The sequence below is a fragment of the Paenibacillus tianmuensis genome (assembly GCF_900100345.1).
Taxonomy (GTDB): domain Bacteria; phylum Bacillota; class Bacilli; order Paenibacillales; family NBRC-103111; genus Paenibacillus_G; species Paenibacillus_G tianmuensis.
In genome coordinates, this window is sequence record NZ_FMTT01000055.1 from 24,760 (window position 1) to 34,904 (window position 10,145).

Consider the following 10,145-nt stretch of genomic DNA (forward strand, 5'->3'; position numbering starts at 1 on the left):
AGGGTTTTTATGTTTTTGAAAATATTTTCCATACGAAAAAACATCCCGATTATAATCATCAGGATGTTTTATACATCATTCTTTTGCCACCCAATTTGGCGTTTTGCGCAGCTAAACCACCCAAAGCCTGATCGATTCGTAATACTGGACCTGGGATTCGGATGCATAATTCCGATGCTTCTCAAATAAAACAACACTGCGGGCCAAGTCTTCGTATCGTTTCATCTCCAAGCATAGCGAAATGCAGAATATCGTTTCCTTAATCCCGTTTTCGTAACGTTCTTTAGTAAACTCGTAAACGGCCCTATGATAGCAAAACCAAAGATACCTGCGTGAATTAATCAGATCGTCTACAAAACAATCGAATTGATCGATCGCGCCGGCAAAGCGTTGCAGTATGTGATCAACACAAAAGCCGTGTATATTCGCCGAGTTTATAATCGTCGTTAGTCCAGACAAAGTTTCATTCAGCCGGTCAAGACTCTCCAGGAAATCCGCGTATTCATTCAGAATGCCGTCATTACCCATAAACACTTCAAGCGTGTAAAGATTCGCTTTCGCGAAACCGTTAAATTTTTCAACCTCCTTCCAGCCTAATTCGTCAAGAGGCTCAAACCAACTAAGATCGGCATAACGCTGGACAACGTTTTTAGCTTCTTCGTAAAGTCCTCTTTTTTCCAATGCAGCACCCTCAAATAATAACCCCATGCCAAAATAATATATCAGGGGACGTTCTACCGATACTTCTTCCACCATTTTTAGCTTATAGAGAATGGAACTTAGTTCCGTAAGTTCTTCAGCAAACTTTTCGACTTCGTTTATTTTCTCCAACGAATAACAAACCTTAGCCAACTTTAAAAGCGCCGCAAGCTGGAGATATTCCGGCAATCGTCTTCGGAAAGGCTCGAATTGAATAACCGATTTCCAGTTCTTCTCTTCATCTGTGCCTTGAGCGATTAGAAATAAACGATATTGGCTTATCGCCATGAGCTCAGAGAAACTATCCTTTATATTATCGACCACCTGTTGATAAAAGCGCCCCGATTCCTCCAGCCTTCCGTTCTCGAAAAGCTTCTCCGCCGCAGCAAAGATAATGGACGCGTTCTTAGGGTTATCGAGAATCTTGGAAACCACCGGTTCGATACAATCCACTCGGCCAATCTCTGCACATCGCACCAAATATGGAATTATGCGAGGCCGGGACAACTTATTGTCCGAGATGCATTCTTCCGTGTACAGCTCGTACAGCCATCCTGGGGCCTTTCCGAAAACTTCTGCCAAAGCGTCCAATTGACCGATTGTCATGGCACGGGACCGGCCATTTAACACCATGCTCAGATTTCCAGCGTTAATCCCCGTCAGTTCGGCTACTTTATTTAGGTTGTAGCCATGCAGCTTCATCTGGTCTTCGATTTCCGACCGCAAAGAGCGAATATCCACCCGCACGGAACACCCTCCCCTAAATCAATAAAACCATACTACCACAATGGGACGTTTACACAAAACAACAGATTACTAAGGATTTCCTAGAATCGAGTTTTGTGATTTTTATCAAAAAAAGTAACCTTGATGGGCAAACGCCAGTCAAGGTTACTAGGGTACAGCTGCACCGATATTGGATTCCTCCAGAGCTTCTTGAATGAGATCAATAACGTCCGGGTCTTCTTCTTTTTCCAGAACTCCCACTAATATACTGATAATCCTGTCATCCTCGATTTGGGACAAGGCTGTTATGGCTGCACACCTGATATCGGGATCGGGGTCGCTAAGCAGATGGACGAGAGGGGGAATTAGGCTTGGGGTCGGAAAAGATGCAGCAATATGGGAACACCAATACCTGACACCGATATGTTCACTATGCAATGCTGAGATTAGATGCGGAACGACTTGTTCTACTGAATACTTCATCAAAACGTCTTCAATCAGTTGATAGACTCCGTAGCCGTTGCCTTCGCCAAATGAATTTAGAAATAATGGAATGCACCGAGGATCAGGATAGTTTAAAAAGTGTACCCTCACGTCGTTATACTTTTTAATGACTTCGAATCTTTCCTCCGTATCTTTAGAAAAGGGCTGATTGTTTTTCAAAAACATAATGGCTTGTGCGGAATTCATTTACTTCATCGAATCCTCCTAGTTGCTGCTTTTTTGAATCGTTATATTAGTGATCTGCTTTGAATTTCTTATGAAACAAGAGCCGCTTACGCAAAACGTACTTCATTGTATCATCCACACACTTTCAGCTTAGAAGACTTTTGGGCCATGAGAATATACTGATCCAAATGCTGACTGAGCCGGACCACCTCCTCATGTGATAATGAACCCTTCTCCTCAGCCAATCGCACTAACTGCTGCCGTAGCTGCGTGATTTTTCGTTCTAGTTTCGTATCCATATCATCTATCACCCAAATTTATTATAATGGCATTTTTCCAAATAAAGGGACCTAGAATTTGAGAAATATTTTTTTCGACAAAAACTGCATCATTTTGTCCAGAGTGCTCCCTTGAACTACGCTCATAAGAAAACCGCCCCTTGAAGAGGCGGTCGTAATGGCTCAGGTTTTTTATTGTATTGGCCTACACCAGCATGACGCTATTTATTTCGCCTGTTTAAAGGATGAGATAATTAGCGATCCTATAACATTAATGCTAGAATGCTTTCGACAAAAAAAGCCTCCTGAAACGTCAAGAATCTTGATGATCTAATAGGTCTGCGATATGTTCATGATTCCGCCAGTTTAGTGGTCTGCCCCATGATCAAGCAATTTGATAATAGAATGCTGACTTTGAATAATCTCGAAATACTGTGTTCCGTTAAACAATCCAAAACATAGAACCAACGTCAGGATAAAAGCTTTCATCTTTCCTGCATCTCCTCTCTTATTGCGACTGATTGATAATGTCTGATTTGTTGCATCGATGCTTGTCCTCGATGTTTTTCAAATAAGGAAACACAGCGGACAAAGTCCTCATGCCGGTTCATTTTTTTGGCTAAGGACATGCAGTATATCGTGTCATCAATGCCTTTATCCATTCGCCCGTTCTTGAATTCATAAACCGCTTTATGATAGCGAAACCAAAGGTGTCTACCAGAATTAATTAAGTCCTTGTCAAACATAGTGAAGCGCTCGATAGACCAGGAAAAACGCTCCAAAATTTGATCCGCACAGAAGCCGTAAAGATTCGCTGCTTTTAGAATCGTGGTCAAGCCAGACAAAATCTCGTTCACTTGATTAAGTCTTTCTAAATATTCTACGTATTCGTCTAGCAGGTTATCATTACCCATCAATACTTCAAGCGTGAAAAGATTCGCTTTCGCGAAAACTTTAAATTGTTCAGCCTCTTTTCGACCCGCTTCGTCAAGCGGCTCAAGAATCGATTCAAGATCAGCATAATCTTGTACGACTTTCTTAGCCTCTTCGTATAGCCCCTTTTTTTCCAGCGCAATGCCTTTAAATAATAGACCCATGCCCAAATAATACACTAGGTGATGATCAATCGCTACTTCTTCCACTGTTTTTAGCTTATGGAGAATGGAACTTAGTTCTATCAGTTCTTCTGCGAACCGTTCGACTTCATTCCATTTCTCCAATGAATAACAAACTTTGGCCAACTTTAAAAGTGCTGCGAGTTGGTGGTTTTCCGGCAAGCGTTTTCTAAAAGCTTCAAATTGTATAACCGATTTCCAGTTCTTCTCGGCATCCGTGCCTTGAGCGATCAGAAATAAACGATAGTGGCTCATAGCCAGCATCTCGGAAAAACTATCTTTTACATTGTCGGCAACAAGTTGATAAAAATGTGCCGATTCCTTATATTTTCCCTTTTGAAACAGTTTTTCTGCAACAGGGAAAATAATCGACACGTTCTTCGGATTATCCAAAATCTTAGAGATCACCGGCTCAATACAATCGTTTCTGCCAACCTCGGCACATCGTACCAAATACGGAATTAACCGTGGCCGGGACAATTTTTCTTCGGAAATGCACTCTTCCGTATATAGCTCATAGAGCCATCCGGGAACCTTTCCGAACACTCTTGCCAAAGCGTCTAATTGACGGATTGTCATTGCGCGGGAGACACCATTCAACGCCATGCTGAGATTTCCGACATTAATCCCTGTCAATTCAGCCACTTGATTAAGGTTATAGCCATGCAGTTTCATTTGGTCTTCAATTTCCACGCGCAAAGACCGGTTAACAACCCGCATAATAGGCGCCCTCCTCAAATTGATAAGTTTATATTACCACAATATACCATTAATGTGAACCAAAAATATTAATACTTTGGTCAAAATAAGGATTTATTTTACATATTCCATCAAAAACGTTTATCTGATTTCCACGAAATCTTGACTTTAAAGGTGGTTTTTCTCTTTTTTTATAGATTGGGTTTTAATTGGGGAGGAATATACTAAAATTAACCTTGGGTGAATCTATGGAGAAATGCAAACGACATTGTGGGTGGGGACGGGCTAACGAAGTACGAAACGAGCGAACGCAATGACATAATAGAACATCGCAGCGATGGTAAGAGCGACATAACAGACTCCCAGCGCATAGATCAGGACTTGTCCCCCGTACCCGAACAGTTTCCAGTACCACGCTAAAGGCTCTGCCGGATACTCACCCTCATAGGATTGGGGGCGACGCGGTTTCCAAGCGTCGGTCTTAGGCCGATATTCACCTGAGTTATGTTCCTTCATTAAATCTCATCCCTTCCGATTATATTTTGAACCGGACTTAGCACAAGTAGAAAACACGCCCTAGGTGGAGGCGTGTATCAAGTATGACAATAAGCTTCTGCTCAACCCATCATCAACCGCTGCCGTAACTTCCTTAACCGTCCTTGAATCCTATTATATTGTTCATTTTCCATATACAGGATTTATGGTTTTTTGAATAATTTTTTTCGACAATTTGATGCTTGTCTAAATTTTGGTACAATCAAATATGAAAACAAATATTCGATGCTGAGTCTCCAAACTACGGATTTATGAGGAGCAAAAGAAAGGAAGGACATTATTGCAATGGGCTTTTTGGGTCTATTTGGAAGAGTTCTTATTGTACAAGAAGAGCTGCAGAGAGCACATGAATTTATTCGCGAAAATAATTTGCCTGTAGAAATCTTCTACAACGACTTCCATAAGCAAATGATCGCACTGGAGAATTATGCTGGAACCGACTACTTCCAGAAGGGGCTGACCAAATATAAGAGAGTGAACACCCCGTTGGTATCCATTGCCTTTATCATAATAGTGCCGCTAATGGTTGCCTCTGGACTCGATTATATACAGCCGCAGCTTGGCTTGGTCGATTCTATCTTTAAACTGATCCTGATTGAGGACTTTACATCAAAGATTTTGTATGGAACTGTGTTTGCAATCATCATAGTATTGTGTCTCATGAGAGCATATTACGCCAAAGCACTGGAAGGTAAAGTATTGGAACAAGCGTGGCAGTCGATATGGCAGCATACAGAGACGGAACAAAGAGCAAAGGCTGAGCATTCGTAAGGCAGCAAGAACTTGTCGAAGAACGATGAGAGTTAAGTGTGTAAAGTGTATTAGCGTCGACAAAAAAGCATTCGGGAGCATTTCGCCCCGAATGCTGCACAAGCAGCTGTCAGAAGTCTTTAAACGTAGCGTTAAACAGCTCTGACAGGATATTTGAGAAACTATCTATTTGTTGTCCCGACGCATAGTCCTTATATTGTTCAAGCAAGGCGGTGCAGCGGACATAATCCTCATTCCGGCTCATTTTGTGGGCCAAGGAAAGGCAGTGTAACGTCTCATCAAGGCCTGTTTGGATTCGTCCGTGCCTGAACTCATAAATAGCTTTATGATACCTATATCGAATGTGTCGATCCGAAAGGATGAGATCGTCGTCAAAAGAATGAAAAGCAGGAATAGCTTCGGAAAAACGAGACAATACGTGATCTACAGAGAAACCAAATGTATTTGCTCATGTTTTGAAGATATTTTCGAAACTTCTAGTCATCACTACCGTAAATATTTAGGTTAGGTATCCAATTGATAAAAAAGTGGGGATGAGCCTCTTGAAAGTCATGAAGTTCGTATTGTTTGCATTGTTAAGTTTATTGCTTTTGGCTGGTTGCGGATCGCTTCAGAAAAATGCGCAATCACAAGGTCTGACCAGTTTTGAAGATGTCGCAAATTACATAAAGGCCCATAATAAATTGCCTGATAACTTCATTACAAAAGACGAAGCAAAAAATCTGGGCTGGGACCCCCAGAAAGGAAACTTGCATAAAGTCGCGCCGGGCAAAAGCATTGGCGGCGATGTCTTTCAAAATCGTGAAGGAAAATTGCCCAAAAAAAAGGGAAGGGTATGGTACGAAGCCGATATTAACTACAAATCTGACCGTCGGGGAAAGGACCGAATCTTATTTTCCAACGATGGTTTAATATACAAAACGGAAGACCATTACGAGACGTTTGAACAAATAAAGTGAGTCAGTGGGGGGATTAGGGATTGCGGGATATTATATTAGATGGCACTAAAATTGATGATGTCGGTCAACTGCATGCCGTCTTGAAAGAAGCCCTGGAGCTGCCTGAGTATTACGGCAACAACCTAGACGCTTTGTGGGATTGCTTGACAGGATGGGTTGCAATGCCGCTGACGATTCGGTGGTTACATTTTCAAGAGAGCGAGAAGAAGCTAGGGGAATATAGCAACCATGTACTGCAACTTTTTCAAGATGCTGAAAAAGAAATCGAAGGATTTCATCTGCAGTTTGACCCTAATTGAACGATTATGAAAAGTCGCATATAATGCGGCTTTTTCATTTTATTGTTTAAAACTCAAACTTCGGTGCGACCAAGCATTGGTTATAATTTAGCAGGTGGAAATCCGTCATCCTATTCAACAATCGGGCTATATTCTTGAATAAGAGAAAGGAATATTAGAGAGGAAATCGAAGCTGAAGTCATATTAACTCCTTATAGTTGACTCTAAAGTAAGTATGTTATAATTGATATATGGAAAAATTATTAGCAATTCAGAATATATCTTCAATCACTGGTCTTAGTACCTACACTTTGCGTTATTATGAAAATATTGGTTTATTAAGTGGGGTTGAAAGAGATGAAAATGGATACCGTAAATACTCAGAGGCCGATATTTTATGGATTAACTTTCTCATTAGGTTGCGTAACACTGAAATGCCGATAAGTGAAATGAAAAAGTTTGCAGAATTAAGACGCCAAGGCAATTCAACGGTAAGCGCACGTCGAGAACTATTAGAAGCTCATCAAAAAAATGTTCGCAGGCAAATAAAAGACCTGGAGAACAATCTCAAAAAAATTGATGAGAAAATTAATCATTATAAAGGACTGGAGGGCAAGGCTGAAGTAACTTAATTTATTTTAATGGGACCTAAAATAGATAGGTCTTTTTTTTGTTTTATTAAATTAATGGTTCGCATTAACTTTCATTAATTCCTAAGTTTTCTCTTGCCTTACAGTGAACTCTAATCGATATACTTAGCTTGAAGACAAAAGCAGGGGAGGAAAGCAAATGAAATTTCGAACAATTGGAGATTTAAATGTCTCATCTTTAGGACTTGGATGCATGGGGATGTCGGAATACTATGGAAATCAAAACGAAAAGGAATCGATCGCAACTCTTCATCGTGCTTTACAACTCGGAGTCAATTTTTTTGATACCGCAGACCAATATGGAATGGGGGAAAACGAAGAATTAGTTGGACGTGGATTAAAAAGTACGAGAAAGAACATTCACATAGCTACCAAATTCGGCTTTGTTAGAGATGGCGATGGGAAGATAATAGAAATCAATGGAAGTCCTGAATATGTGAAAATGGCTTGCGAGGCCAGCTTAAGACGATTAAACACAGACTATATTGATGTTTATTATCTGCATCGTGTAGATACAAGAGTTCCGATTGAAGAGACAGTTGGTGCGATGAAGGAATTAGTAGTAGAGGGGAAGGTTCGACATATTGGACTTTCAGAAGCTTCTGCTGAAACCATTAGGCGTGCACAAAAAGTACATCCTATCGCCGCGTTACAAACCGAGTACTCAATATGGAGTAGAGATATAGAGGAAGAAATCTTGCCCCTTTGCCGCGATCTAAATCTTGCCATTGTTCCATATAGTCCCTTGGGACGCGGTTTTTTATCTGGAAAGATCAAGTCGGTCGATAATTTCGTAGAGAATGATTACAGACGCAACACACCACGTTTTCAAGGAGAGAACTTCAATCAAAATCTAACATTAGTTCAAAGTTTAGAAGAAATAGCAAACGAACTGAGTATAAGTCCTTCACAGCTCGCTTTAGCATGGTTGTTATCTAATGGAGAAGATCTTATTCCTATACCTGGAACAAAAAGGATCAGTTATTTGGAAGAGAATATCGCTGCCATAGATATTGATTTGCCTAAGGACGTCAAGGATTTTATCGATAAAACGGTTCCAGTGGGGGCAGCAGTGGGTGATAGATATTCCTTACCATCCATGAAGTTATTAAACCGATGAAAGAAGTGAGCATAGTTGGAAGTTTGGAAAAGGAATATGTATGTTTTAAGCTTTGCGCAATTTTTAGTCATGTCTGCATTTAGCTTAATTATACCTTTTATTCCAATCTATCTTAAACATGATTTAGGCGTTCGTAATCAAGCTGACATTCAGCTTTGGACGGGAATGATTTTTGGTGCTACTTTCCTATCTGCTTTTCTGTTTCAGCCAGTATGGGGCAAGATTGCAGATAGAACGAGTAGAAAAACGATTCTAATCCGTTCAGCTCTTGGTATGGCAGTGGCCACTTTTTTAATGACTTATAGTACATCAGCTTTGAATTTATTAGTTCTACGATTTGTCTTGGGGGTATTTGGCGGATTTATTCCTGCGTCTTCCCCCTTTATTACGATGAATACGCCAAAAGAAAATATCGGCTATGCACTGGGTGGGGCTCAGTCTGGTGCATACGCCGGTAATATCTTTGGACCCTTAATAGGGGGAATTTTGGGGCAATGGATAGGATTTTATAAAATCCTTTATGTGTCAAGCGCAATGCTGCTCATTGCAGGTACGCTTATCTTTTTCTTTTTAACCGAACTAAACAAACCTGAGCCAGATAATGCAAAACTATCTCCACAGGAAAGGAAACGTTTAAATTTTCTGCTTGAATTAAAGGAAATCGTAAAAAGGCCTGCAATTAGAACTTTGTTTATGGCTGGGTTTCTGATTCAATTTTCAACAATGAGTACTTCCCCATTTCTAGCTACATATGTGGAAAGTATGTGGAATCACGATGCTCTTTTATCCACTATGGTAGGTTTATCCGTTTCTATCTCCGGCTTCTCTATTATGATTTTTTCACCTATTATAGGAAAGAAAGCTGATAAAGTGGGGCCGGAAATCATCCTACTCACTTGTTTGTTTGGAAATTTTATCTGCTATGTTTCCCAGGCTTTATTTTCTTCGATTTGGCTATTCCTATTAGCCAGATTTTTGATGGGGGTGTTTGTAGGCGGTCTCCTTCCTTCTGTGATCAGTCTAATACGAATGCACGCTCCAAAAAAAATGGAAAGCTTGACTTTTGGTTATTACCATAGCGCTCTTTTCTTAGGAAACCTAATAGGTCCTTTATTAGGAGGCTATTTAAGTGGAATCATTCACATTAAGGGAGTGATTTTATTGGCTGGGCTTCTATTTTTGATTAATGGTGTAACCTTCTGGACAGTGAAAAGTTCTCATATAGGAATAGCTAAGGAGAGTCTTCAACACGACTTGGTCAGCTCTCCTTTTCGCCCTCCTTCGCACCGTACGTGATTCTTTCGAATCATACGGCGCTCCATCATGACCTTCTACATGAGACGATTCAACTTTTCTCTGAACGCTATAATCTTTTTCCAGATCTTCTTCCCTAACGAAGCATAATCCTCTCGGCTGTGAATCTGTCTGTGGCAATGTTCATGTACCGCGGCTAAATTGTTGACTCGATTGACGGATGCCTGTGGTAGGTGAGGGTCAATATGATGGATGTGAAGATTGAACGGTTTTAGTTCTTCGTCACAGACCCTGCATTTCCCTTTGTCCCGGTTAAAAGCGTAAGCTCGATTCAAGAAATATTCGAAATTGTATTTCTTGTCGGTCGCGCCT

Annotated in this window: 11 protein-coding genes; 6 read left to right on the forward strand and 5 right to left on the reverse strand. The window is 40.7% G+C overall.

What is annotated here, in order from left to right; all coding sequences use genetic code 11:
• Window positions 1-111 precede the first annotated feature (111 nt).
• The 4 genes from BLO51_RS24995 to BLO51_RS25010 all read right to left on the reverse strand — a co-directional run bounded on the left by BLO51_RS24995 (window position 112) and on the right by BLO51_RS25010 (window position 4,207).
• A complete protein-coding gene (locus BLO51_RS24995) occupies window positions 112-1,446 on the reverse strand; it encodes a helix-turn-helix domain-containing protein (protein ID WP_245719816.1) in 1,335 nt (444 codons plus the stop codon).
• Window positions 1,447-1,593: 147 nt separating this feature from the next.
• Window positions 1,594-2,115, reverse strand: coding sequence for a HEAT repeat domain-containing protein (locus tag BLO51_RS25000; RefSeq protein ID WP_090676167.1), 522 nt, complete (start codon window positions 2,113-2,115; stop codon window positions 1,594-1,596).
• Window positions 2,116-2,225: 110 nt separating this feature from the next.
• Window positions 2,226-2,393 carry an aspartyl-phosphate phosphatase Spo0E family protein gene (locus tag BLO51_RS25005; RefSeq protein ID WP_090676169.1) on the reverse strand — a complete coding sequence of 56 codons (168 nt, stop codon included), beginning with the start codon at window positions 2,391-2,393 and terminating at the stop codon, window positions 2,226-2,228.
• Between the two features lie 464 nt (window positions 2,394-2,857).
• Entirely contained in the window at window positions 2,858-4,207 is a 1,350-nt protein-coding gene (locus BLO51_RS25010; RefSeq protein WP_090676170.1) for a helix-turn-helix domain-containing protein, read from the reverse strand.
• Between the two features lie 819 nt (window positions 4,208-5,026).
• Between BLO51_RS25010 and BLO51_RS25020 the strand changes: the two genes are divergently transcribed.
• From BLO51_RS25020 to BLO51_RS25045, 6 genes are all read left to right on the forward strand, one after another.
• Window positions 5,027-5,512 carry a DUF6097 family protein gene (locus tag BLO51_RS25020; RefSeq protein ID WP_090676173.1) on the forward strand — a complete coding sequence of 162 codons (486 nt, stop codon included), beginning with the start codon at window positions 5,027-5,029 and terminating at the stop codon, window positions 5,510-5,512.
• A 533-nt stretch (window positions 5,513-6,045) separates the two neighbouring features.
• Window positions 6,046-6,471 carry a ribonuclease domain-containing protein gene (locus BLO51_RS25025; protein ID WP_090676175.1) on the forward strand — a complete coding sequence of 142 codons (426 nt, stop codon included), beginning with the start codon at window positions 6,046-6,048 and terminating at the stop codon, window positions 6,469-6,471.
• A 20-nt stretch (window positions 6,472-6,491) separates the two neighbouring features.
• A complete protein-coding gene (locus BLO51_RS25030; RefSeq protein WP_090676176.1) occupies window positions 6,492-6,770 on the forward strand; it encodes a barstar family protein in 279 nt (92 codons plus the stop codon).
• Window positions 6,771-7,000: 230 nt separating this feature from the next.
• Window positions 7,001-7,381, forward strand: coding sequence for a MerR family transcriptional regulator (locus BLO51_RS25035; protein ID WP_090676178.1), 381 nt, complete (start codon window positions 7,001-7,003; stop codon window positions 7,379-7,381).
• 157 nt (window positions 7,382-7,538) lie between these two features.
• Window positions 7,539-8,519: an aldo/keto reductase gene (locus BLO51_RS25040; RefSeq protein WP_090676179.1), complete on the forward strand. Its 981-nt coding sequence runs from the start codon at window positions 7,539-7,541 to the stop codon at window positions 8,517-8,519.
• A 15-nt stretch (window positions 8,520-8,534) separates the two neighbouring features.
• Window positions 8,535-9,815, forward strand: a complete 1,281-nt coding sequence (locus BLO51_RS25045; protein WP_143006982.1) for an MFS transporter — start codon at window positions 8,535-8,537, stop codon at window positions 9,813-9,815.
• A gap of 35 nt (window positions 9,816-9,850) precedes the next feature.
• On the opposite strand, the gene BLO51_RS25050 is transcribed toward BLO51_RS25045, so the two are convergent.
• The coding region (locus BLO51_RS25050; RefSeq protein WP_143006938.1) for an HNH endonuclease at window positions 9,851-10,145 on the reverse strand (295 nt) is incomplete at its 5' end.